The organism is Rossellomorea sp. LJF3 (assembly GCF_037046045.1).
GTDB lineage: Bacteria > Bacillota > Bacilli > Bacillales > Bacillaceae_B > Rossellomorea.
In genome coordinates, this window is the sequence record NZ_JBANLY010000011.1 from 111,360 (window position 1) to 134,347 (window position 22,988).

Consider the following 22,988-nt stretch of genomic DNA (forward strand, 5'->3'; position numbering starts at 1 on the left):
CACTTTTGCGGCCTAACCACCATCACACTTGAAACACCCACACCACAATCGGGCCAAACACCGAACCTAACAGGGCACTCAACGTCATGGACACGGAACTCATGGAGACGGTCAACTCCCCATATTCCATCGCTTTCGACGTACCGAGGGCGTGGGATGCGCTGCCTAAGGCGATCCCGCGTCCAAGTGAGCTGTGGATGCGGCCCATTTTCAGGATCATCGGTCCGAGGATGACGCCTGAGAATCCGGCGATCATGACGAAGACGACGGTCATGGCGGGGACGCCACCAAGACCGGATGCAATCTGGATAGCAACGGGTGTCGTGATCGATTTCGGCACGATGGAAAGGATCAATTCATGGTCGACGCCGAGAACCCGTGCAAACAGGAGTCCGCTCACCATTCCGGTCAAGAGTCCAGCGAAGACGCCTCCGATGATCGGGAAGCGATACTTCATCAGGATCTTCCGCTGTTTATATAGGGGATAGGCCAAAGCGACGACGGCGGGACCAAGCAGGGAGTGAATCCATTTCCCTCCGATCATGTATTCATCATATGGAATATGCATAGACATCAGCAGTCCGACGATCACAATCGTGGTCGTGAGGACCGGAATCAATACGGGATACGAGAACCGTTGATACACCTTCACCATGGCAAAATAAAGGACGGCGGTGAGGGTGATGATCAGGATTGCGATCAGTGCTTGCTGCATGCTTGTTCCCTTCTTTCAGATCGTTTTTCTAAGTGCTGACTGGCAAAACCGGATACGGCCATGGTCACAACCGTGCTTACAACGACAATGAGAAAGAGCATGGCACCGGTTTCCGATAAAAGAGCGGGGTAGTTCATGACCCCGGTCATGGCCGGGATGAATAACAAAGGCAGGATGGCGAGTAAAAAACTTGCTCCGTCCTCCACGATGATCACGGGGACCACTTTCAACGACAGGCATGCAAGAAGCAGGATCAGGCCGATGATGCTTCCGGGTATTGGAAGGTGGAGGAGATGCTCTACGGCTCCGCCTATAAATGAAAAGGCATAAAGAATGCCGATTTGGATGATGATTCGAATGATTTTCATAACTCAGGACCTCCCGACAGGAAGCCCTTTTTCCCACCTTTCAATGAAAACGCTTTACTTTTCCTGGGATTACTTGTACGATACAACTATATACTTGTATTATACAAGTACCTGCAGTGTTGTCAATGAATCTGTCAGGTTGATTGACGTAAGAAGGAGGGATTCCTATGTCCAAAGAGAACGCAGTTGAACGGATTGAATATGAATTGACCACCCTAATTCGAAAGGCGGTCTTCCGGGATCAGTCTGAGCGGAAAATCGGGATATTGGAGAGGGCAGCATACCTTATGATGAGGCAACTTGATGACCAAGGTCCGTCACGGTTGAAAGAGCTTGCCGGAGCGTTCCAGCTTGATATTTCGACATTGTCAAGACAAGCAGCTGCCCTTGAATCAAAGGGGCTCATCCAGCGGTTTTCAGACCCGAAGGACGGACGCGTTAGCCTATTTGACCTCACTGAGTCGGGGAAGGAAAAGCTTGCACTAGATAGCCACATGAGACTCGAATGGTATGAGGGACTCCTTGAAGGCTGGTCCGAAGAAGAGAAGAGAATGTTCGGGAAACTGTTGGTCCGGATGAACGGTGCGTTTGACGAATAAAATAGGTCCGCTTTCTGTTGTTTTCACACATAGGAAGGCGGATTTTTTTGTCGAAAAATAATCATTGACCTTGGAAATATCTAACAGTAAAATAAAAATTGATCAATCAATCATTTTTGAGCAAAGGAGGGAGAACAACATGTCACGAGAGGAAAAGATGATGAAAAAGAGAGCGGCGATCCTGGGAGCAGCCGTGAAAACATACAGCGAAAACGGATTTGCCGAAACGACCATTTCGGCCATTGCGAAAGAGGCGGGGGTCAGCTTCGGGTCCGTGTTCACATACTTTGCGACAAAGGAAGTGCTCTTTGAAGCGGCGATCCTTGAGCCTCTGGAGGAGATTAAGCCCTATTTCAGTGAAATAGAGGAACGGTACAGTGGGAATCCGATCGAGATGGTCAGGAACATGATCGACTGTCAGCTGGATGTGTTTGCAAGGAATAAGGATTTCCTTCGCCTTTCCCAGCAGGTATTGGCGAGACCGGACAGGTATCCCGTGCTGTTTGCAGAGTTGAGTGCCTTTGTCGATGTGTTTGCAGAACGCATATATCCGGTCATTGAAAGGGGCCAGAAGGAGGGATGCTTCTATGAAGGATCGCCGGTGCTGATGGCTCAATCGTATATTTCCTTATTGAATGGGCTGAGACTGACCTTCATCGATGACCATACGAATCTGATCTGGAGCAATATGAAAATACAGGCCCTGCGGTTATTCGGTCCTGTGACGGAAGGGTGGGAATCTTGATGAGGATACGGGATATTCATCCTAACCTGAAATTACGGCTTGCCATGCAGTTCCTCGGGGGACTTGTGTCCATGGCCGTCATTCCGTTCATGGCCATCTATTTCGCCCAGAAAATCGGGGCAACCCAAACGGGAGTCATCCTTGTGTTGATTGTCATCAGCGGAATCATCGGCGGCTTTATTGGCGGACATATTTCCGATAAGATCGGTCGCAGGAAGATCATGATTTTTGCCGAACTCGGCATCATGGGATCGTACTTCTTCATTGCTCTGTGCAATTCACCTTGGGTCGATTTGCCATATGTTACAGCGGCATTCTTCGTTCTCAACATGTTTGCCGGCGGGATGTTCCAGCCTGCCGCACAGGCGATGATCATCGATGTGACGGATTCGGATTCACGGAAGCTTGTTTTCACTGTCAGCTACTGGCTCGGAAATCTCGCGACGGCCATCGGAGGCATCATCGGTGCGTTTCTATTTAAAGCCTATCTGTTTGAATTATTCCTTGGTATTACAGGAATCACACTCCTGTCCGTCCTGATCACCATTTTCTTCATCTCAGAAACCTACACACCTGAACCCGCAACCAATCAAACCACTTCTTCATCCAACAGGATGGTTCAAAGCTATTCAACCGTTTTAAAAGATAAACTATTCATGATGTATATCTTCGGGGCCGTTTTTATTCTCACCCTGGAACAATCCCTGACCAATTACGTGGGAATTCGCCTTGAGAGGGATATCCCCGAGCAGCAAACTTCTCTCTTAGGCTTTGACTTCACGCTTGACGGTACGAGGATGCTCGGATTTCTGCGGACGGAAAATACGTTGATTGTCGTACTCTTATCCGCGGTCGTCCTAATTCTGTTCAAAAAGTGGAGTGACCGCTGGACGCTTGTGATGGGAATGTTCATTTTTACCCTTTGTTTCAGCGCCTTTGCTTTTACGAATAATATAGTATTCCTTTTTATCCTGGGCTTTGTCGGGACGTTCGGGGAGCTCATGTATGTGCCGATCAAGCAGGCGATGATCGGGGACCTGGCTCCGACCAATGCCCGCAGTACGTATATGGCCTTTTACAGCCTTACCTTTTATGGCGCCATGATCATTGCATCCCTGCTTATCATTGTAGGGGAATGGGTGAGTCCGCTGATGATGGGAGGCATTCTGTTGCTCCTCGGGATGACCGGGACTTTCATGTATCATCTGATCATGAAAACATTGGAAGCAAAAGCAGTGCCGGAAGTCGAAGTGAAGGCATCGGTTTCTTCTTGATAACGAGTGAAGACCCTGATCCCAGGGTCTTCTTTACTTTCTGATGAAAATCGTATGTTTCTCCAACTGGCTCTCTCCATAAGCCTCTGCGATGCCAATCTGCCGGATCGCCGCCTTGTCCACTTTCTTATAAGGCAGCGTCACTTGAAAATCCGTTTCAAAAGGATAATCATCCAACGTCACCTCATGCTCATTCACCCACCTGGCTTTAAGATTTTGATTCCGGGAATGGAAACTTTCCGTATTCTTAAATCCGTCCTTGAACCACGGATGCTCGTTTTCTTTCTCAACCCCCGGCTCGTTCAGGCAAAAATAGAGAGATAGATTGTCTGAAAGTTGAAGGAGCTGGAAGTGCTGGGTAAGCAGTTCTTCATCGAGCTTTGGCAGATGGTTACGGATTTTCTGTTGCCTGTTTGCTTCATCCTGTAAAAATGTCAGGCAGTGCGGATCCTTTGATTTGGCAAAGAATGAACAAAAATGAAGGCTGCATAGGAGGGCCGCATAAAGGTTGACCTCCTCGATTTCATTCAGCCCGATTTGATAGAATGCAAGTTTTGGGAGGAGGGGATAGTCTGAGAAAGTGAAGGGGATCTGCTTCCCGTCGTTCCAGATCGGCGTGTCGTCAAGGCCAATCCAGCTACGATCGTGCTGATGGGATGCGTATACGAAGTCATCGAAAAACTGATCGGAATGTAATAGATTGTGATTGATGTGTTTGATCGTTTCGCCGGATACATAAGCGTGGTCGTGCTGTTTGATCATGATGAAAGAATCGTCGGTTTCTCGGATAATCATAGAATCAACATCCCCTTTTTATGACCATTATAGCAAACTAGACATCTCTTGTTTTGTCAAAAAAAGATCGAAAGCGGCATGGGCTTTCGATCTTTGGATGTTAATGGTGCTGACTGTGATTTCCACTCTCAGCAGGAGCGTGATCATTCAAGGCTTCGACGTCTGCTTTGGAGAGTTCACCGACGGCAAAGGGCAATGTCGGCATGATGGTGGAGCCGTTGTTTCCTGCATGGACTTTGATGTAATAAAGTCCGTCTTCCGTCAGGTCCTTTTTAAATGTGTAAATGCCGTCTCCAGCATTCTCGGTTTCTTCCATCCCATCATGGAAGGATCCGTCGCCTTTCCAGATTTCCACATGAACAAAGTCGGCATCATCCACTGTTTTGCCGTCTTGTGTGAGCTCGATCTTGATCGGGTCACCGCTTCCGGAAAATTCGTCCGGCATCGTAATATCAGCCTGGAGTGGCGATTCCTGCTGGTACAATTCTGCAGCATCTTCCTTCGGGGCGCAGGCACCTAGTAGCGTGCACAGGAAAAGGATACTCAAATATTTAAAGGTTGTTTTCATATCGCATTGTCCTTTCTTATGCCGCACCGAAGAATTTTTTCGTAGCAGGGATTTTTTTGATCAATAACCGGTCAAGAAGCAGGATGACAATCAGGGAAGCCCCGACGAGTGGAAACAGGATCCCGAGTGCAATCATGACGAGCAGGAAGTACTTCAGCTTCAGGATGCCTTGTGATTTGGGTGCACCCATTTCTTTTTTCGGTTTCCGTTTCAGCCACAGATAGAATCCGCTGATAGCGACCAGCATAATGCCAAGGCAGATGAGCAGGCTGAACAGCTGATTGATGAATCCGAACTGTGTGCCTGTGTGAAGGGTGATCCCCATGGCGACGATTTTCCCGCCGATCCCGTAGTTGTCGAAACGGTAATCAGCAAGGACCGCTCCTGTGTACTGATCAAGGTGCATCGTGACCTCATTTTGTGCTTTGGCGGGGAAGGCGGATAGAGTATAGACCCCTTTTTCATCCTGAGGGATGTAGACGGTGTAACTCGGATCGATTCCTTCTCGTTTTGCTATCGATACCACATCATTCATGGATAATGGCGTGTACCCTTCAAGGGCTGATACGGGAACCTCCAAGTTTTCCGCGGCCCAAGGGACGTCGGCGATTTCCTTTGTTTTCACGACGGACTGAGGTGCTTCCCCTGTCCAGATAGAAGGAGGATAACCGGCCCCAGCGTTCGTCATGAGATTCTGGAAATTGGTTCCCCAAAATCCGGACCAAGGCAGTCCCGTCATGATCAGAAACAGCATTCCTGCTGTGACCCAGAACGCAGGGACAGCGTGAAGATCCCTTCTGAAGATCTTCTTTCCTTTATTCAAGCGAGGCAGGAACACACCCGAGAGCTTGTCTTTCTTACGGGGAAACCATAGGAATAATCCCGTGACAATCAGGACGATAGCCCAGCAGGCGACAAGTTCGACAATGCGGTCGCCGAGGGTACCCGCCATCAGCTCTCCGTGGATTTCTTCGACTTTATTCATGATCCGGTCTTCAGGCTTCAATTCACCCAGTGACTTACCTGTGTAGGGATTCAAGAAGACAGTAGCAGAGCCGTCTTCTGTACTGATGCCAATTTCACTGGAACGGTCGGCGCTCTCCCCGGGGCGGAAGCTTGTCACCTGTGCATCGGGGTGAAGCGTTTTCACTTTCTCGATGAGTTCAGTGGCTTGAAGCTTCTCCCCTTCTGGATTGACTTCGTAATACTTTTGATAGAGATTCTGTTCGATCTGGGGCTTGAACAGGTAAATCGACCCCGTCACAGCGAGGATCAGCAGAAACGGGGCAATGATGAGGCCCGCATAGAAATGCCATCTCCAAATCGTTTGATATGATTTTTTATCCATCGTTTTTTCCTCTTTTCCTAGTCGTGGCAGCAGCCCGATCCTTGCATGTCATTTGAAATCGCCGTGATGGCTTGTGGAAGCGTGCAAATTTTACCCCCGAATCCGGTCTGAAATTGTTCGGCCTGCTTCCTCGACTCAAAGGAAATGACCTGTGGCTGACAGCAGTTCAGGTTCAGATCCGCATCAATCAGGTATGTGGCGGTTTTTCCGCTGATCGTCATATCCGTCAGGAAGTCACGACAGAGGATCTGCATCACATCCTCCTTGATGTCTTCATAACGAAGTAATCCACAGTGCGGACAGCAGGTTTGTTCGATGGTGTGATCCTTCTTGATGAGTTGAACCGATCTTCTTGAAGTGGTCGGTTTCAGGCAATATACACAGGAGTCAGATGGGATACCCTCGGGTTCCATGGCAGAAATACCGTTTGAAGTCTTGTGGACTTTGTTCGCTTCCATCAATGGCTTCAAGTCCCGGTAGACCGTCATTTCCGAAACCTCGAGGCGGGTGCTGATGTCTGATACACGCAGTGTTCCCTCTTCTTTTAGCCAGGTTAAAATCTGTTGTTGTCGATCAATTGGCAGCATAATACCCTTCCTTTCTTCTCTGTTTACTAGATTCATAATAGTTAAGCTTCAACCTTTGTTCAATAATATTGGTGTGAAAAAAAGTGAAGAAATGTTGAAGTGTAACATAAACGACAAAGAAACTTTTGAATTTCCTCACAAATGATTTATATGAAGAATACGTAATGGTAGAGGGATTGGATCATAAAGGTTTATTATTCGCCGATTTATTTCTGTTTGTTTTTGTTAATCTCCTGTGATTTTATGTGTCAGAAAGCAAGTATACTAGAATGAACCGTATGTTTAAAAATATAAAAAAAGGTTTTCTTCTCTGAACATCGAAATCATTATAATGAAAGATAGTATATAGGAGGTATGAACAATGGGAAGAATGGTACATTTCGAAGTGCATGTGGATGATATGGAACGGGCCAAGACGTTTTACGGGGAAGTATTCGGCTGGAAGTTCGAGGACTGGAGCGAATATGCCGGAATGCCTTATGTGGGGGCTGTGACAGGGGATGAGAATGAGATGGGGATCAATGGTGCCTTGATGCAGCGTCAAAGTCCTCCACCTCAGCCGAATCAGCCGATGAATGGATATTCGTGTACGATGGGCGTCGGAAATTATGATGAAACCGAGAAACTGATTCTTGAGCACGGCGGCAAGGTCGCCATGCCGAAGTATGCTCTGCCGGGAATGGCATGGCAAGGATATTACATAGACACGGAAGGCAATGTGTTCGGGATTCATCAGCCTGATAAGGACGCGAAGTAGAGGATGGGGTGTCTGACCTGAATCGGGGGTCAGGCCCTTTTTTTGTTACATAAGAAGAAATGAGGAATCTACCGTGCTGAAAAAAGTTAGAATTACGAGTGCTGTCATTGTCCTGACACTATCACTCTATGGTTTAATTTCAAATAATAATAGCATCCTTCCTTTTACAATGGCAGGTTTGGCAATCATGATGGTCGTGATGGGAGCGGAAGAACGACAGAAGAACCGGAAATCGTATCGCAGCTATCTGTTTTTTGCTGTGTCTTTATTATTGATCCTGGTGTCCATTGAAGGTTTCATCTACTAATTTCAATTTCATAAAAAGGAGAATGCCACCTGTTTGTGGAATGGAATCAAGTGAAATGTAGGAGGGGGAAGTGAAAGTGGATTATCAATTGGAACAGGTGAATGGCCAAGTATATGTGCTGGCCATATGGGATGCTGAGTGGAATACCTATACGAATGCGTACTTCATTGAGGAAGAAGCAGGTTTGACTGTGATCGATTCGTGTAAAGAGGGTCACCTGGTGTTTCTGCAGCACGCCTTAAACAAAATCGGGAAAACGGCAGACGATGTAAAGCTGATGCTCGTCACACATGGTCATGAGGATCATGTGGGAGGGGCGTCGTTATTTACGAAGGCAAGGAAGGTCATCCATGCTGATGAGACGTTGCCGGCTGACTCTTCCATTAGAGGAGAGCTCCTTGACAGGGGAACGATTGGGGATTTCGACTACAGAAGAGTCGGCTATCATTCTCCGGGTTCTGTGATTTTCTTACATCGACCGACCCGGACACTGTTCACGGGGGATGTTCTCTGTTTCTTTGGAGATCCTCTGTCAGATGGAGGGCTTGTTTCTAAAGGGGATGACCTGAGACAAGCCTGGGTCGAGTATCTTCAGGGTGGCGGGGTTGCGGACCTGCCTGCATTCCTGAACGGTCTTAGGATCATGAAGGAATATGATGCGGATGTACTGTGTACAGGTCATGGAGGCGTGCTGGTGGGGGAAATTGACGTGTTCCTTCAGGAATTAATCATGATTGGGGAAAAGAGTCAGTAGGATAAGAAGGGATGGGCAGTGGGAAACAGGCCAATCCCTTCTTTTTTTCATCAAGTTATCTTTTTCTGGTCATGACCTCTATGAAATCGTTCACGAACATCTGGTAGTCGATTTCCAGATAGATGTTGATATTCTTTTCAGCCGGTTTGGAGCTGACCCTGAAATCAGCGATAGATGTACCTTGGCCGAGGCCTGTGGTCAGTACTTCCACGTCCCTTCTGATGGTTTTCCCCATGTCCGGATTCACCATCAGGGAGAGGGTGACGACATCGTGGAGTGGGGCGCCGTTTATGCCGGGGATGAGTTTCTTATAGGCATCGATATAGTAGGTCATGATGTCATCCAAGATCCGAACGAGGGGGTTACCGTTCATCTGCTGAATGGTTTTGATGTGTTCGAGGGTGACGATGGCCTTGTTGGTGATATTTAAAGGTGCGATGTACAGATTGTCGAGATTTTTGACGACGAGCTCTGATGCAGTCGGATCTCCGTAGAAGTTTGCTTCGGCTGACGGGGTGACGTTTCCCGGTACGAAAAAGGCCCCTCCCATGATATAAAACTCTTTAACGTCTTGGGCAATATTTTCTCCCAGGATGTAAAGGGTGGAGAGAGAGGTATTCCTCCCGACATCCACGATGGTAACGTCTTTATTTTCTTTTATGATGGTGTAGAGTTTAGAGAAATTGGTGAGTTCTCCCGAGAAGTTATCGGGAGGGCGGATCGGACCCAGCCCATCCTTTCCATGGATCTCAGGATAGTAGGTGGGGGTTTTCCCCGAAGACGGACTATTGGAACCACCGATGATGGGAATATCCGTCCTACCGGCAAGATTGAGCAAATAGGCGATATTATCGGTGGCCTGCTTCTTTTCGACATTTCCGTAACTCGATACGATGCCGAGTATGTTAATGTCCGGATTCATGAGGGCGTACATGATGGCGACAGAATCATCTATACCCGGATCGGCAAATAATAGAATATTTTTCATGGGGATTCTCCTCGGCAATCGTTTTTTTAAAACATATCGAGGAAAAAGCAGAATTATTCCATTCGTCGATAAAATGAAACCGTAGCCTCAGCCATTTCCAGGACCTTCTCCTTGAGATCAGCCGGTTCAACGATGTTGACTTGATCGGCGAACCCGATCAGATAGCCTTTTGCCTCTTCTTCCGTATCAAAAGAAAGCGTCACGGGTATCCATTCCGCGCCTCTCCGTTCCCCGACATTAAGGACCCGGGCAAACCGGCCCGTGAAGGTTAGCCTGGATAACACTTGCGGCGCCACCTCGACTTTCACTTCGAAAGAGGGAAGAGTCTTGATAAAGGATGTTGTGGAGGATGACCAGTAATGTGCCAGGTCAAAGCCATCGGGTCTTTGAAATGTCTCGTCCACCTTTTCGGTATGATGAATCCGGGAAACACGGTAGTTACGAATATCCCCGTTTTCCTTGGCTGCGACGAGGTACCACAGATCCCCTTTCGCCACGAGACCCAGTGGTGCCACCACGCGGTCATCGGTTTCTCCATCTGCACGTTCATAGGTGATGACTAATTTGATTTCCTGGAAGATCGCCTCTTTGATCATTTCAAGGGAGGTTGTCTTATCTTTCTGCTTTCGCCAGGAGCTTGTGTCGATGTGGATCCGGTTCCATACGTCTTTCGCATTTTCCCGGTACGTGGACGGGAGGGAGGCGATAAGTTTGTTCCGCGCTTCTTCCGTCGTACGGGTCAGTCCGAGATCGTCCAGGAGATGAAGGGAAGGAGACACGAATAGTGCCCGGATTTCTGATTCCTTCAACCCGGTCAGATCCGTCCGGTAATCTTCAAGGAGCGACCAGCCCCCGTTTTGGCCGCGTTCCGCCACTACGGGAATTCCGGTGCCGCTCAGGGCATCCATGTCCCGGTGGATGGTCCGCTCCGATACCTCCAATTTCTCCGCCAATTCCTTCGCGGTCATTCGGCCGTGTGTTTGTAGTAGTAACAGAATGGATACCAATCTGTCTCCTCTCATATCGATCACCTTTTTCTTCGTTTTTCTATTATTTAATGAAATATGACAAAGGATGTCAAGAATGGAATCGTATAATGGGGTTATCTTACATGTTGAAAGGAATGGTTGGATGAAATCACTCGCAGGAAAAGTAGCACTCGTAACAGGAGGAAGCCGGGGAGCAGGGCGTGCAATCGCCATTGAACTTGGGAAAGCAGGAGCCACGGTTTATGTCACCGGGCGCAGTACGAAAGGGAATTCCACACAGAACTTTCCGGGTACGATTGATGACACGGCAGCCCAGATTGATGAAGCCGGTGGTACAGGGATTGCGGTCCGCTGTGATCATACGGTCGATGCCGAAACGAAAGCAGTCATCGAGCAAATTCGTGAAGAGCAAGGGAAGCTTGATATTCTCATCAATAACGTATGGGGCGCACATGATATCGGTGTGAATCCGGGAGCATTCTGGGAACAGTCTCTTGAGAATTGGGATACGATGTTCACGGCAGGTGTGAGGGCGCAGCTAGCCACCAATCACTTTGCCATCCCTTTGCTTCGGGAAAATAAAGAAGCCTTGATCGTTCATACGACGTTCTGGGATGAAGGGAAGTACACCGGACAGTTCTATTATGATCTGGCGAAAAATGCCCTCGTCCGCATGGCGTATGGACTTTCAGAAGAGCTGAAAGAAGACGGGATAGCGGTCATGGCCGTATCTCCGGGATTCATGAGGACAGAGCTCGTACTTGAACATATGGGTGTAACGGAGGAAAACTGGCAGGAATCCAAAGACTTGAAGGTATCTGAAACCCCTCATTATGTGGGACGTGCCATCACGGCGCTTGCGATGGATCCCGGGGTGATGGAGAAGACTGGACGCGCGTTGAGGGCAGGTGACCTTGCGAAAGAATATGATTTTACGGATGTAGATGGCCGGTATATCCCGCCGTTTACGTTATAGAATGGATGTCCCCTCTCGAAGGGGGCTTTTTCAATTTCTGTTCTTAACCATCCTGTGTGCCGAATAAACTATCCATGATAACCACTTTTCAAAACGAATAGGGGTGGCATGATGTTTTCCGTGACAGAGATGCAGACGTTCGAGTTGTTTTCTGTTCCCCATATCTCGGTGCTTTTGATGTTTGTGGCCATATCATTCTGGCTGGTGTATTTTAGACATTTTCTAAGGAGATATCAATCGGTTTTGAAATGGACGATTTTCTGGATGCTGGTGCTGAGTGAAGTGTCCTGGCATATCTGGCTCGTGTCAACGGGACAATGGGAGCTGGGGGACCTGCCCCTGCAGCTTTGTTCCGTCAGTACGTTCATCGCTATTTATTTATTCTTGAAATCAAACCAGAAGGCCTTTTATCTCCTGTTCTTTATCGGATTTCTTCCTCCAATCTTAAGCATGGTCACACCTGAAATGACGTATCAATTCCCTCATTACCGCTTTTTAAAATACTTCCTCCATCATGCAGCCATTGCGTGGTCCGTCCTTTATTTCATTGTGTATGAGGGCTACCGGGTCCCAAGGAAAGCCATTTGGACCGGCTTCCTTATGGTCAATCTTCTCGCCGTGCCGATCTTTTTCCTGAACATCTTTCTTGATACGAACTTCTTCTACCTGGCCAATCCCACAGAATCGAAAACGATCTTGTCCTTTTTTGGATCGGGGATCATCTATTATATTAATCTGGAAATTGCGGCACTTGTCGTGTTTTTCGTGACGTATGTACCGATGGGGATGCTCGTGAAGAGGGAGAGGGCTAAAGGGTAACCTTTTCCTGTTTTCTTCGTCTAAATTAAAACAGACGGCTCATAAAAAGATAAATGGGTTCATATATCAGAATACAAGCTATCTCGGCATCTGAAATATAGAAAAAATTGCATGGGTTTCGATAAAAGGAGTGAACGTCCTTGAAAAAATGGTTGGCTATCGGCAATATTCTGGCGGTGGTTGGCATTGTCTTCTTTATTATCCAACCTTTCCGTACAGCGCCTCCGACACCAAATGTAACAGCAGGAGAAGTCAGTATCCCGACGACAGAAGGTTCCTATTGCTGGGACGGACTCCTTTCAGGGGGATGTGTGGATAAAGCATATTCAAGTGTAGTGACGATGGCTGGAGAAGAGCAGCCAACCTCCGTGTCCCCAGGTGAGAAGATCACAGTGACATTTAATAAGAAACCTCAAAAGATCGGTGCAGAGAAGTGGGTCGGGGAAGAGCAGGTGGAAAGCGTGAACATGAAGAATCATACGATCGTGGTTCCTGACGAGAAGGGGGTCTATGTCTATCATCTAGTGGCCCATTGGAAGCAGGGGGACGGAAGTTATGTGTTTTCGGTGGAAGTGAAGTGATCAATAAAGGCTCTCACACCCCAAACGGTATGAGAGCCTTCCTTTTTATACCTGAACCTCAAACTGCTTCGAATACAGTCTTGAATAGGGACCATCCTGTTCGAGAAGAGCTTCATGTGTCCCTTCCTCGACAATCCTTCCATCTGACAACACCACGATTCTTCCTGCGTTCCGGATCGTCGATAAACGATGGGCGATGACGAGCGTCGTCCTGCCCCTTGCCAGTAACTCCAAGGATTCCTTGACGATGCTTTCGCTTTCATTATCAAGGGCGCTCGTCGCCTCATCAAGAATGAGAATCGGCGGGTTTTTCAAGAAAACACGGGCAATACTGAGCCGCTGCTTCTGACCGCCTGATAACCGAACGCCGCGCTGACCGATTTCGGAATGATAGCCTTGTGGCAAACGGGTAATGAATTCATCGGCGTTCGCTTGCTTTGCAGCCTTCATCACCTCTTCGTCGGTCGCTTCAGGTTGACCATAGCGGATATTCTCCATGACGGTGCCGGAAAAGAGGTACACATCCTGCTGCACGATCCCGATATTGCTTCTGAGAGAATTCAAGTCCAGGCTTTTCACATTTTCCCCATCTACAAAAACCCCACCCGCAGACACGTCATAAAAACGGGAAATCAGGGAGCTGAGAGTCGTTTTCCCCACTCCCGATGGTCCGACGATCGCGACGTATTCCCCTGGGTGGACTTCCAGAGTTAATTCCTTGAATACAGGCGCTAAGGCAGAATCATAATGAAATGATATGTTCTTCAATGAAATATGTCCCTCAACGCTTGAAAGAGTCTTTGCATTTGGGGCATTCTCGATGTCAGGCTTGATGTTCATGATCTCCATGAATCGCTGAAATCCTGTCACACCTTCTTGAAATTGAGTACTCATATGAGTGAGCCGCTGAATGGGCTCGATCATAAAGCCGATATACAGAAGAAACGTAATCAAGTCGGCCAGGTCAAGGGACGCATTGACAATTTGAATAGACCCGAAGATGACAATGGTGACCGTAATCAGCTGGATGAATGCTTCCGTCCCGTTATAGAAGTACGCCTCTGCACGATAGGTTCCTTTTCGGCTTTCCAAAAACCGTTCATTCTCCACATTGAATTTCCTGATTTCAAGAGATTCATTGGCAAACGACTGAACCACCCGGATGCCTGAAAGGGAATCCTCCACCTGGGCATTGATGTCTCCGATCCGCTCTTTATTATCCGTCAGCGCCCGGTTCAACTTTTTATTGAAATAAAGGGAGAAGAACCCGAGGACCGGAAAGAAACAAAAAACGGTAAGGGTAAGAGGAGCGTTGATCCAGAACAGAATCACAAACGCCCCAAGAAAACGAACCAGATATTTCACATAATCTTCAGGTCCGTGATGATAAAGCTCCGATACCATCAACAGATCATTCGTCACCCGGCTCATCAACCGGCCCGTCTTCTCTTTATCATAAAAACGGAAAGACAGCTTCTGGAGATGAGCGAACAATTCACCTCTCATATCGGTCTCCATCCGTGCACCGATCTCATGCCCCTTGTAATCCACAATGAAATTCCCAACGTTTTGAGCAACGACAAGAACCACCATCACACCGCCGACCCAAAGGACATCCTCAAAAGCCGTAGAAAGACTTCCAGCCAGAACATCCTTCGTCACATAACGGACAAGGAGCGGAAAAACGAGAGTCAGGGAAGACGTGATCAATGCACTGAAAAGCACAACCAAAAAAATCGAACGATACGGCTTGTAATACGAAAGAAATTTTTTCACAGGAAAAGTCATAATATACCCCTTTATGCGTTAGTTCACAAAGCACATATAAGGGGGAAGACCGTCACGTTAAAAAGGCGTTCCACCCTTATATGTTCGTACGGTTACCATCGCAATGTTTCTCATGAAAACAGCCTCCTTTAATTTCGATATATTCATTGTATGATGTGGTTGATTAAAAATAAAGTTAATTTTCTGATAATTAATTGAATCGGAAAACTTGTATCACACGGTATCCAGTTTTAAATCAAGTCAGTATATTAAGGTTGAGGGTGAATGGGGGCATACATATGTAAGATAGAAAACAACATGATTCAAGGGTCTTGTCTTAACCTGGTGACCCCTTATTTCCCTTGCCCAAAACGATGTGAATCACCCATGGAACCCAAGCGAAAACAGACTTTAGATCTTAAGAGAAAGAAGAGAGAAAACAACACCAACAACGTGCGTGTAGCGGGCGCGCGAGGAGGATGGTTTCTATGTTCTGAATGGGGGAACGGAACAATCAAGACTTTAAAGTCCATTCAACCTTCATCCAGAAAATCGATGATTCTACCTTTCGTTTTTTGTGCGGATTCTTTATGATAGTTTGTCGAATAAGGGTCACTGAATCCATGTTTACCTCTAAGTTTCTCAATGTGGATGTTCTTTCGTTCTAATTTCGCAATCACTTCATCCACTTGGAAAGAAGGTTCTTCTTCTGGGAAAAACAACATGGTTGGACACAGTGGTTTGACCTCTAAATAGTTTCGTATCCGTGAACCGTAGTAGCCGATGACACCATCCACCGTTTCATCATCGCTGCATAACCACGCAACCGTCGCCCCTGCACTGAACCCTATGATCACAATTCGCTTGTATTTCTGTCGATAGATTGAGAGAATGCTCTTTATTTTGATAACCGCCTCTTCAAAGCCTATGTCCTTGACGAAAGAACGGTAAGCCATCTCTTCCTGAGAATAATCAAAAGCCGATCCCTTTTCTAAGAGGTCCGGACAGATGACGTCCTTTCCTTGGGATGAGATGAATACGCAGAAGTCTTGTATATGTTGGTTGATTCCATAGATTTCGTGGATCACTATCACTAGCGTACTAGAGTTTTGTTGAAGCTGAATCATGTTATTCCTCCCTTCGTGCTTCTTTTATTTTACTCGTTTTTATCTTTGAACTAAATAAAAAGTAATGGATATGTTTTCCTGTTGAACCTCGTGGGTACTTTGGAAAAAAATGATAGATGGGTCATTTTATGAACATACATAAACCATCTGATAATGGAAAGGAGAACTTCATGAAAAAAGTAGTGTACACGTTGATTGTGATGGTGTTGTTTGTGGCATTAGCTGCCTGCAATTCCAATGAATCTGCAACATCTCAATCTGGTGAAAAGAAAGAACCTGAAAATCAAGAAAAGGTAAAAAAGGATAAAGAGGCGAATGAGGAAACGGTAGAAACAGACAAAGACTATCCACCGGTGCCGACGACATTCTCGGAATCAGCCGAGTATCCAACGATTGGGGAATTTTCCGGTGAGGAGTATGAAAAAGGTTTTACCGGTGAGGATGCCATAAAAAAGAAGCTTGATAGCCTGCCAAAGTTAACGGAGGAGTCTCCTCAAGAGGATATCGAAAAGATGCAGCGGTATGTGTATTCCCTCTTTAAAGAGGATTTGACGAAAGTGGATGTGCCCATCGATCAGTGGAAGTCCATGCAATTTGAAGATCCGAACGGCAAAGAGGGTGAGCTTCAATTGAAGGAGAACTACAATGTTGCCATCCTGTTGGATTCAAGCGGCAGTATGGGGAAGATGGAAAACGGGAAGACACGGATGGACCTTGCGAAGGATGCGATCCAGCAATTTGTGAAGGACCTGCCTGAGAATGCCAATGTTTCACTCAGGGTCTACGGACATGTAGGGACGGGCAGTGATAAGGATAAAAAGGCTTCCTGTTCTAATATTGAAGAGGTCTATCCATTCGGGAATTATGATGAAGGGGAATTCTCAGATGCGCTGAATCAGTTTGAGCCCGCTGGATGGACGCCCATGGCTAAAGCTATCGATGAAGTGAAAGCGGATTTCAAACAATATGACGGAAAGCAAAATACTAATATTATTTACGTAGTCAGTGATGGAGTGGAGACCTGTAACGGTGACCCTGTGAAAGCAGCCAAATCCCTGGCAGATTCCAATATCAGCCCGGTCCTGAATATCATTGGATATCAGGTGGATAATGAGGGGCTAGCTCAGTTGAAGGAAATGGCCCACGCTTCAGGTGGAAATTACATCAATGCCAGAAGTCATGACGATCTGGTAACGGAATTCAAGCAGACAACGGATATGGCAAAGGTTTGGTCGCAGTGGCATGAGGATTCGGTGAAGGCGTTGAATGACTTGCATGCTACTATTAGGGATCAATTAAATGCTTGGTATGAAGTGCAGAGAGATAACAACCAAAGGGAATTCAATAACCTGGAGAATGCGGTCAATTACCTACATGACCAAGAGATTTGGGATGTACGGGTTTATCTGGACACCAACGATTTATACAGAGATAATTATTTGAACATTGGAGACGAATCAAGAGACCAATTCCTTGAACTAAGTGACATCAACACAGATACATTTTTAGAAAAACACGACGAAGTCACCGACCGGTTTTTGGAATCGGATGATTGAGTGAAAATGAAGGTCCGTCTCTCGAGAATGAGGGACGGACCTTCTTCGCATCAAGAACCACCAACATACTTATTACTCCCCGGAAGCTTCTTGATTTCATTCCAGGCTTCAATGGCATCTTCTCTCTTTTTTCCTTTATTGGCCGGATCGGCAAAGAAGTCACGTGTGAATTGATTGTATTCGAATTGAGGGGCGATTTTCTTCTCATAATCCGGGTCTTTCTTCCGTTTGTCTTCTTCGTACCAAGCTTTGATTGCGTCCCGATACGTCTTCCCAGCGTTATTTTTAAAATAGTTTTGGATATAAGTAGAGAAATGAAAACCGGGAATGACAGACTTAAAGAAGGTTCTGACGTTTTGACTGCAACGATGATGGTCACTAATGACGGTATCTAGACTTAACACTTCATGATGATTTGTGTTTCGAATCCCCATTGATTTTCTGATGGGCTTTTTGATTTCGCCTGTTTCCAGGAAAGTGCAAATTCGATCCGATAGCTCTATCTTTGAACCGGAAGTGCTGATTCCGTTAGTGCGGCAGAATGATTGAAGTTCTTCCTTTAACCAATAGTACTCTTCAAACATTTCAATTGGTGTGTCCCTGTTTAAGGTGGGTCTCAATGCTACCAGCTCCTAAAATTTCCATTTACATCCATTTTAGAACAAGTGTTCCTATTTGTCTACTGCCTCGGCCCAAGCAGCATCACACCAACCCCAACGATACATATCCCGGCACCGACCCAATCATACAGATCAGGTGTCTTCTTATCGATTCCCCATCCCCATAGGACGGATAGGACAATGAACACCCCGCCGTAAGCAGCGTAGACACGGCCAAATGAAGGGAAGGACTGGAAGGTGGCGATGACGCCGTAAAGTGCCAGGGCTATCCCACCGGCGACTCCCCAATAGGCGGGTTTTCCTTCCCGAAGCCATAGCCAGATAAGGTAGCCTCCGCCGATTTCCGCGATTCCGGCAAGGATGAATAAAATGATGGCATTTATCATGTGATCACTCCTTACTTTTTTTACGTAATTGAATTATAACGTAAGATCAGCTCGGTAAACATTTGTCTATTTTCCCCAAACCTTCTACAATGAAAAGAACAAGAGATCGTCAAGCATCTCAATACGGAGGTGGAACGGAAATGGACAATACGGAGAAACATTTTTCTGAAGAGAAATTTTGGGATAAGTTGAAAAGGTATGGTGTGAAGGCTGGACATTCCGTCGTTTATACCGCGCTGCTCCTTTATTTTGTCCTGCAAAAGCCCGATGTTCCAAAGAAGTCTAAGATGGTCATTATCGGGGCACTCGGATATTTCATTCTTCCCACGGATTTTATTCCGGACATGGCAGTGGGGGTAGGGTTTACGGATGACCTTGGGGCCTTGGGTCTCGCATTATTGCAGGTATCTATGTATATCGATGATGAAGTGAAAGCGAAGGCCAAGGCGAAGCTGAGTGACTGGTTCGGCGATGATGTGGATACGTCTGAGGTGGATGGGAAGTTGTAGGGATATACGAGTATCATCGGAGTGTGCTTCGATGATGCTTTTTTTGTGAGGAAAATGTATGACCCCATGCACCCTACAAATCTTCAGCTTTCTTCTCCATAGGCTCATACTTTTTCGTGAAATAAAGCGTAAGGATTGCGCCAAGAATGACGATGCCGATACAAATATAAAGTGGAAAGTCCCAGCGTGTATAGAGGACGATAGAAGCTCCAATAAGCGTAATCCATTCAAAGGCTAAAAAGGATTTAAGGTATTTCATCGTGAATGCCCCCTTCATTCCAATTATTGTTAATTAAGAGTATCATATTTTCAGAAAGTAGTGGTGATGGTTTCCATCTAATTTTTTATGATTGCTACTTTTAGTGCTTTAGTTTGGGGAGGATCGGACTCCCGAACGAAATCATACCACACAGATAGACTCTTTCCTTCCTCTATAAGCTTGATGATTTCTTCATCCGGAATAGATACACGAATCGTTTCAGAGTATCTATCCCTTGATTCCCCGGTTAAAGCGAGAGTCATTCCCTTGCTGCGTTTTTCAAGAACCTTCCCATGCAGTATTTTATTGTCGGACATGTTGTCATAAATCAGTTCCTGGTCTTTACATCCCAGAAGCAGGGTGGTTACTAATAGCATCCATAAGCCTTGCATTTTCATTGAATTCACCTCAGTGAATTAGTCGAGACAAGGGAAAGGGATGTTACAGCCTTATTTTTTCAGTATCATCCCAAACAACCATCATTCCCCCTTGAACCTATCGTCATATAAATCCTCATCCCCCTGTGATTCTTTGATTCCATGCTTTTCTTCAAGATATCTTCCGATTACGGAGTTATTAATGCCTTCCCGAACGGCCCGTTCCACTATGATGTAGAAGATAAATAGAAACACGATGAGGATGATGACACTTATGAAAATAATAAAGAGTTCCAGGCTGTTCACCTCCTTATTTTGGTTAGTAAGATCTTTCTGTACATTCCATTGAACAGAAGAGGCTCATCTTCTTTAAGAATGATCGCTTCATGGTTTTGTTCATATAAGTTCTCAAAGTTCACTCCAATGTCTGTGCCCATTACTTTTACAAAGGGTCGGATCATTCTTTTGATCAGAGATATTTTTGGGGGTGAAAACTTGTCAAAAATGATCATGGATCCTTGAGGTTTTAACACCCGGATCATTTCCTTCATGCATCGCTCCGGGTCAGGGACGACGGATAAGATGAGGCTGCCTACCACTGCATCAAAGCTGTTCTCTGCGAAACTCATCTGTTGGGCATCCATTTGGATGAATTCGATCTTGGTATCCTTGAATTTGTCTCTAGCCTTTTGAAGCATATCATTGGAATAGTCGATGGCTGTAATCCAGAATTGAGAGTGATCCAAGAGCTCCAGATCAGCCCCAGTTCCAACGCCGACGAACAGGATTCGTTGTTGGGGATGAAAGGGTGGGTGATGAAAGAGCTTTTGACGGGCTTCAAGGAATTTTCCAGTATTAAAAATCCTGTCGTATACAGGGGACCAGAGTTTATAAATGATTTCGTTCCATCGATTGTTCATTTTATCCTCCATACTAGAGCGTGGTTTCGATGGGTAGGATTAATCGGCCTTACACTGACGAGTTCATCAAGAATGACCAATGGAATCCCTCCCTAGTTATTGAATAACAATATTCCCAACATACTCTGCATTCCCTCTATCCGTTTGAAGGTCGACCTCCAACACATAAGACCCTTTTCCTTTAGGGAATGTGAAGGAACGGTTCTTATCCATATCCAGCTGCAGCTTTTCGTTGCCAAGCCATAAGAATGCACTTAATTCCTCAACTGCAAAGTCTTCGCTGTCAAAAAGAAGATCTACCTGCTGCCCAGATGGAAAAGTGAGTTCCTTCTGTTCCCGTGCGAAGTCTACTACTTCCTTTGTTTCTTTCTCCAATGCTTTGCCGTTTTCTCCCCGCCAATTAATATTGGTTTCGGTTAATTCAACGGAGTCGACGCTGTCTGTTTCCATAAGCGTGACAGTGGGGGGAGTGAAGTCATAGTCTTCTGCGATGCAACCTGTAAGGGCTATGGTGAGGAACAAACAGATGAACGGTTTTACATATCTCATTAGGAAAATCCTTTCGTTTATCAGGTTTTTAATCTAGTTTATCCACCCATTCAACACCATCCCCATATTCATCACCATATGAAAGGTGATTGAAGGATAGATGCTATCTGTCTTCAAGACTACGATGCTGTAAAAAAATCCTCCGAAAGAGAATAGAAGACTGAGGAGGAGCGGAATCCCGATGGAAAGATGTAGGAGTCCGAATCCAATACTTGTCACCGTGACGGCGTAAATGACAGAGGTATTCCGGATCAATGACGACAGCATGACGCCTCTCCAGATGAGTTCTTCCAGCGTAGCGTTCAGGATGGTGAAGCCGACTGCGAATAATAGTAATGAAGTTATCTCACTGGTTGCCGGTGACCAGATGAGGGGAATGAAGATGGTGCTTGATCCCGCAAGTCCGATCAATAAAAAAAGCGGCAATGAAATAGTATGTGAAGGCATGGAGATGCGCTTACTCCAATCCGGTAATCTCATGTAGAAAAGGACCTTTTCCTTTGCTATCCATTGTGAGACGGCTAAGGCCACCAGGATGAATATAAGAAAACTTCTGTTTAAAAGGATGTTGGTTTCTTTTGAAATATCCCATCCATTGATCCTGCCTGTTGCACATTGAAAGGTGAGGAACCCGATAAGGAAGAATAGGAATAAGGAAGCGACGGACCGGTTGTTTTTGGCAGATAAATAGAGAATGAAAAGCCCAAGCATCGGCAGCAGTCCCCATCCGTATGCTCGATACGAAAGAAGGATGATCCCTGAAAAAAACAGGGTGGCAGAGCTTATAAGGAATAGGGTATGCGGTGAACGGGTCATATAGTCCTCCTAGGGCAATCGTTGAAAATAGTTTAGCATAATTTTCCTGTTTTGTATCTGTTCATTTTTCATTATGGTAACATGAAGATAGTTTACATAAGAAAGGGGAATGGACATGTACAAGCATATCATTTGGGACTTTGACGGCACTCTTTTTGATACATATCCCGTGATGGCGGGAGCCTTCAAAGACACGTTGGACAGCCGGGGAATCAAGGAACCGTTAGAGGACATCATCAAACAAATGAAGGTATCGATGACTCACGCTTTGAAATACTATGGTGAAAAATATGGGATCGGGGACGAGTTTATCGCAGCCTACAATGCCCGTAGAAAAGAAATCGAGTTCGATTTGTCCAAGCCCTTTGAAGGAATCGCTGAAATATGTAAGTATATTCATGAATCGGGGCGGTGGAATTACCTGTACACTCACAGAGGCGAATCTTCCATCACCATGCTGGAGAGCTACGGATTGACGGGTTACTTCTCTGATTTCATCACCTCCGAGCACGGATTTGAAAGAAAGCCGAGTCCGAATGCCATTCAGCATCTGATCCGCACACATGATATCGATCCATCAGAAGCAATCATGATCGGAGACCGGGATCTGGATCTCGAATCGGGAAAAAATGCCGGAATCAGTTCCTGCTACTTTGCAGATGAGATGGTAGAAAATCCCCACGCTGATTACGTCGTGACGAGTGTGGAAGAATTGTATAAGATTATTTAAGGATGGAGACCATTGAGGGACGGACCTTGATGGTTCTTTTTTTGTGGGTAATTTTGGTAAAGTGCGCAAATAACAAAATAATGACGCAATACTATTTAGCCCCCTAACTCATTTGGACACCATAATCTAAAAATAATAAGATAGATGTATCAAAGGAGGAGTCCAAATGAGTACACGAAAAGGACCGATGGAAGATGTGAAA

30 protein-coding genes are annotated in these 22,988 nt (G+C 46.0%); 12 read left to right on the forward strand and 18 right to left on the reverse strand.

Annotated features, from left to right (window positions below; translation table 11 throughout):
- Positions 1-22: 22 nt before the first annotated feature.
- Positions 23-715: an LrgB family protein gene (locus V8G47_RS12320; RefSeq protein WP_336200380.1), complete on the reverse strand. Its 693-nt coding sequence runs from the start codon at positions 713-715 to the stop codon at positions 23-25.
- Positions 700-1,083 carry a CidA/LrgA family protein gene (locus V8G47_RS12325; protein WP_336200381.1) on the reverse strand — a complete coding sequence of 128 codons (384 nt, stop codon included), beginning with the start codon at positions 1,081-1,083 and terminating at the stop codon, positions 700-702. The genes V8G47_RS12320 and V8G47_RS12325 overlap by 16 nt, the downstream gene beginning before the upstream one ends.
- 167 nt (positions 1,084-1,250) lie before the next feature.
- On the opposite strand from V8G47_RS12325, the gene V8G47_RS12330 reads away from it, so the two are divergent.
- The 3 genes from V8G47_RS12330 to V8G47_RS12340 all read left to right on the forward strand — a co-directional run bounded on the left by V8G47_RS12330 (position 1,251) and on the right by V8G47_RS12340 (position 3,701).
- On the forward strand, positions 1,251-1,682 hold the full coding sequence (locus V8G47_RS12330) for a MarR family winged helix-turn-helix transcriptional regulator (RefSeq protein WP_336200382.1): 432 nt from the start codon (positions 1,251-1,253) through the stop codon (positions 1,680-1,682).
- Positions 1,683-1,821: 139 nt separating this feature from the next.
- Positions 1,822-2,427, forward strand: coding sequence for a TetR/AcrR family transcriptional regulator (locus V8G47_RS12335; protein ID WP_336200383.1), 606 nt, complete (start codon positions 1,822-1,824; stop codon positions 2,425-2,427).
- Entirely contained in the window at positions 2,427-3,701 is a 1,275-nt protein-coding gene (locus V8G47_RS12340) for an MFS transporter (RefSeq protein ID WP_336200384.1), read from the forward strand. The genes V8G47_RS12335 and V8G47_RS12340 overlap by 1 nt, the downstream gene beginning before the upstream one ends.
- Positions 3,702-3,734: 33 nt before the next feature.
- On the opposite strand, the gene V8G47_RS12345 is transcribed toward V8G47_RS12340, so the two are convergent.
- The 4 genes from V8G47_RS12345 to V8G47_RS12360 form a co-directional block, all read right to left on the reverse strand.
- A complete protein-coding gene (locus tag V8G47_RS12345; RefSeq protein ID WP_336200385.1) occupies positions 3,735-4,496 on the reverse strand; it encodes a DUF3891 family protein in 762 nt (253 codons plus the stop codon).
- 100 nt (positions 4,497-4,596) lie between these two features.
- Positions 4,597-5,064 carry a FixH family protein gene (locus V8G47_RS12350; RefSeq protein WP_336200386.1) on the reverse strand — a complete coding sequence of 156 codons (468 nt, stop codon included), beginning with the start codon at positions 5,062-5,064 and terminating at the stop codon, positions 4,597-4,599.
- A 16-nt stretch (positions 5,065-5,080) separates the two neighbouring features.
- The gene (locus V8G47_RS12355; RefSeq protein ID WP_336200387.1) at positions 5,081-6,412 is read right to left on the reverse strand and encodes a PepSY-associated TM helix domain-containing protein; all 1,332 of its coding nucleotides are present in this window, start codon (positions 6,410-6,412) and stop codon (positions 5,081-5,083) included.
- Between the two features lie 17 nt (positions 6,413-6,429).
- Positions 6,430-6,999: a DeoR family transcriptional regulator gene (locus V8G47_RS12360; RefSeq protein ID WP_336200388.1), complete on the reverse strand. Its 570-nt coding sequence runs from the start codon at positions 6,997-6,999 to the stop codon at positions 6,430-6,432.
- 361 nt (positions 7,000-7,360) lie between these two features.
- Here V8G47_RS12360 and V8G47_RS12365 point away from each other — a divergent pair, with 361 nt between their 5' ends.
- The 3 genes from V8G47_RS12365 (at position 7,361) to V8G47_RS12375 (ending at position 8,817) form a co-directional block, all read left to right on the forward strand.
- Positions 7,361-7,756 (forward strand): VOC family protein, encoded by a 396-nt coding sequence (locus V8G47_RS12365; RefSeq protein ID WP_060673648.1) that lies wholly within the window; start codon positions 7,361-7,363, stop codon positions 7,754-7,756.
- Between the two features lie 73 nt (positions 7,757-7,829).
- Positions 7,830-8,063, forward strand: a complete 234-nt coding sequence (locus tag V8G47_RS12370; RefSeq protein WP_336200389.1) for a hypothetical protein — start codon at positions 7,830-7,832, stop codon at positions 8,061-8,063.
- A gap of 76 nt (positions 8,064-8,139) precedes the next feature.
- Positions 8,140-8,817, forward strand: coding sequence for an MBL fold metallo-hydrolase (locus tag V8G47_RS12375; RefSeq protein ID WP_336200391.1), 678 nt, complete (start codon positions 8,140-8,142; stop codon positions 8,815-8,817).
- 55 nt (positions 8,818-8,872) lie between these two features.
- Here V8G47_RS12375 and V8G47_RS12380 read toward each other — a convergent pair whose 3' ends face one another.
- Together V8G47_RS12380 and V8G47_RS12385 are read right to left on the reverse strand one after the other, a co-directional pair.
- Positions 8,873-9,805 (reverse strand): nucleoside hydrolase, encoded by a 933-nt coding sequence (locus V8G47_RS12380; RefSeq protein ID WP_336200392.1) that lies wholly within the window; start codon positions 9,803-9,805, stop codon positions 8,873-8,875.
- 53 nt (positions 9,806-9,858) lie between these two features.
- Entirely contained in the window at positions 9,859-10,827 is a 969-nt protein-coding gene (locus V8G47_RS12385) for a helix-turn-helix transcriptional regulator (RefSeq protein ID WP_336200393.1), read from the reverse strand.
- 109 nt (positions 10,828-10,936) lie between these two features.
- Here V8G47_RS12385 and V8G47_RS12390 point away from each other — a divergent pair, with 109 nt between their 5' ends.
- The 3 genes from V8G47_RS12390 to V8G47_RS12400 all read left to right on the forward strand — a co-directional run bounded on the left by V8G47_RS12390 (position 10,937) and on the right by V8G47_RS12400 (position 13,170).
- Positions 10,937-11,770, forward strand: coding sequence for an SDR family NAD(P)-dependent oxidoreductase (locus V8G47_RS12390; protein ID WP_336200412.1), 834 nt, complete (start codon positions 10,937-10,939; stop codon positions 11,768-11,770).
- 111 nt (positions 11,771-11,881) lie between these two features.
- On the forward strand, positions 11,882-12,589 hold the full coding sequence (locus V8G47_RS12395; RefSeq protein WP_336200394.1) for a YwaF family protein: 708 nt from the start codon (positions 11,882-11,884) through the stop codon (positions 12,587-12,589).
- 140 nt (positions 12,590-12,729) lie between these two features.
- Positions 12,730-13,170 carry a hypothetical protein gene (locus V8G47_RS12400; protein ID WP_336200395.1) on the forward strand — a complete coding sequence of 147 codons (441 nt, stop codon included), beginning with the start codon at positions 12,730-12,732 and terminating at the stop codon, positions 13,168-13,170.
- A 45-nt stretch (positions 13,171-13,215) separates the two neighbouring features.
- Here the strand turns inward: V8G47_RS12400 and V8G47_RS12405 are convergent, their stop codons facing one another.
- Together V8G47_RS12405 and V8G47_RS12410 are read right to left on the reverse strand one after the other, a co-directional pair.
- Positions 13,216-14,958: an ABC transporter ATP-binding protein gene (locus V8G47_RS12405; RefSeq protein WP_336200396.1), complete on the reverse strand. Its 1,743-nt coding sequence runs from the start codon at positions 14,956-14,958 to the stop codon at positions 13,216-13,218.
- Between the two features lie 512 nt (positions 14,959-15,470).
- Positions 15,471-16,064, reverse strand: coding sequence for a dienelactone hydrolase family protein (locus tag V8G47_RS12410; protein ID WP_336200397.1), 594 nt, complete (start codon positions 16,062-16,064; stop codon positions 15,471-15,473).
- Positions 16,065-16,234: 170 nt separating this feature from the next.
- On the opposite strand from V8G47_RS12410, the gene V8G47_RS12415 reads away from it, so the two are divergent.
- The gene (locus V8G47_RS12415) at positions 16,235-17,620 is read left to right on the forward strand and encodes a vWA domain-containing protein (RefSeq protein WP_336200398.1); all 1,386 of its coding nucleotides are present in this window, start codon (positions 16,235-16,237) and stop codon (positions 17,618-17,620) included.
- A 50-nt stretch (positions 17,621-17,670) separates the two neighbouring features.
- On the opposite strand, the gene V8G47_RS12420 is transcribed toward V8G47_RS12415, so the two are convergent.
- On the reverse strand, positions 17,671-18,240 hold the full coding sequence (locus tag V8G47_RS12420) for a DUF6434 domain-containing protein (protein ID WP_336200399.1): 570 nt from the start codon (positions 18,238-18,240) through the stop codon (positions 17,671-17,673).
- A 59-nt stretch (positions 18,241-18,299) separates the two neighbouring features.
- Entirely contained in the window at positions 18,300-18,626 is a 327-nt protein-coding gene (locus tag V8G47_RS12425; protein ID WP_061809130.1) for a YnfA family protein, read from the reverse strand.
- 140 nt (positions 18,627-18,766) lie between these two features.
- Here V8G47_RS12425 and V8G47_RS12430 point away from each other — a divergent pair, with 140 nt between their 5' ends.
- Entirely contained in the window at positions 18,767-19,135 is a 369-nt protein-coding gene (locus V8G47_RS12430) for a YkvA family protein (RefSeq protein WP_226671951.1), read from the forward strand.
- Positions 19,136-19,208: 73 nt separating this feature from the next.
- Here V8G47_RS12430 and V8G47_RS12435 read toward each other — a convergent pair whose 3' ends face one another.
- The 6 genes from V8G47_RS12435 to V8G47_RS12460 form a co-directional block, all read right to left on the reverse strand.
- Complete coding sequence (locus V8G47_RS12435) at positions 19,209-19,394, reverse strand: hypothetical protein (RefSeq protein WP_336200400.1); 186 nt, start codon at positions 19,392-19,394, stop codon at positions 19,209-19,211.
- 77 nt (positions 19,395-19,471) lie between these two features.
- Positions 19,472-19,792 (reverse strand): DUF3221 domain-containing protein, encoded by a 321-nt coding sequence (locus V8G47_RS12440; protein ID WP_336200401.1) that lies wholly within the window; start codon positions 19,790-19,792, stop codon positions 19,472-19,474.
- A gap of 81 nt (positions 19,793-19,873) precedes the next feature.
- Entirely contained in the window at positions 19,874-20,077 is a 204-nt protein-coding gene (locus tag V8G47_RS12445) for a hypothetical protein (RefSeq protein WP_336200402.1), read from the reverse strand.
- Entirely contained in the window at positions 20,074-20,691 is a 618-nt protein-coding gene (locus tag V8G47_RS12450) for a class I SAM-dependent methyltransferase (protein WP_336200403.1), read from the reverse strand. The genes V8G47_RS12445 and V8G47_RS12450 overlap by 4 nt, the downstream gene beginning before the upstream one ends.
- 96 nt (positions 20,692-20,787) lie before the next feature.
- Complete coding sequence (locus tag V8G47_RS12455; protein WP_336200404.1) at positions 20,788-21,240, reverse strand: hypothetical protein; 453 nt, start codon at positions 21,238-21,240, stop codon at positions 20,788-20,790.
- Between the two features lie 33 nt (positions 21,241-21,273).
- Entirely contained in the window at positions 21,274-22,056 is a 783-nt protein-coding gene (locus tag V8G47_RS12460) for a CPBP family intramembrane glutamic endopeptidase (RefSeq protein WP_336200405.1), read from the reverse strand.
- A 115-nt stretch (positions 22,057-22,171) separates the two neighbouring features.
- Between V8G47_RS12460 and V8G47_RS12465 the strand changes: the two genes are divergently transcribed.
- Positions 22,172-22,786 carry an HAD-IA family hydrolase gene (locus V8G47_RS12465; protein WP_336200406.1) on the forward strand — a complete coding sequence of 205 codons (615 nt, stop codon included), beginning with the start codon at positions 22,172-22,174 and terminating at the stop codon, positions 22,784-22,786.
- The last annotated feature ends 202 nt before the right edge of the window (positions 22,787-22,988 follow it).